Genomic DNA, 287 nt, shown 5'->3' on the forward strand with positions numbered 1-287 from the left:
CATCAAAGGAATAACCGCAGAAAACGCGACAAGGAGCAGCACTGGTAAAACGAGGAACCAGGCCTTTTGGTTGACTGTCTTATTAATGGCTCATTCCTTGCAAAGATGTGAAGGGCGGGGTTTTCGATTTCATCATCATGTCACGCTACTTGCGGGGGAACCCGCCAACTATCGGAATAGACGTTAACTCAGGCCGTATCGAACACGACTCGGTTCATGTCGGGTGAAATGTTAGCACCTTCTTCGGCGAGGATATTGATCTCGGTACCTTGGAAATCGGCGCGCAC

Annotated in this window: 1 pseudogene; it reads right to left on the bottom strand. The window is 49.8% G+C overall.

What is annotated here, in order from left to right:
• A pseudogene (locus AB9F29_RS22350) lies at window positions 1-87 on the bottom strand (sugar ABC transporter permease); the annotation flags it as partial.
• Window positions 88-287 lie beyond the last annotated feature (200 nt).

Origin of the sequence: Falsihalocynthiibacter sp. S25ZX9 (genome assembly GCF_041205405.1) — a bacterium.
Taxonomy (GTDB): domain Bacteria; phylum Pseudomonadota; class Alphaproteobacteria; order Rhodobacterales; family Rhodobacteraceae; genus Falsihalocynthiibacter; species Falsihalocynthiibacter arcticus.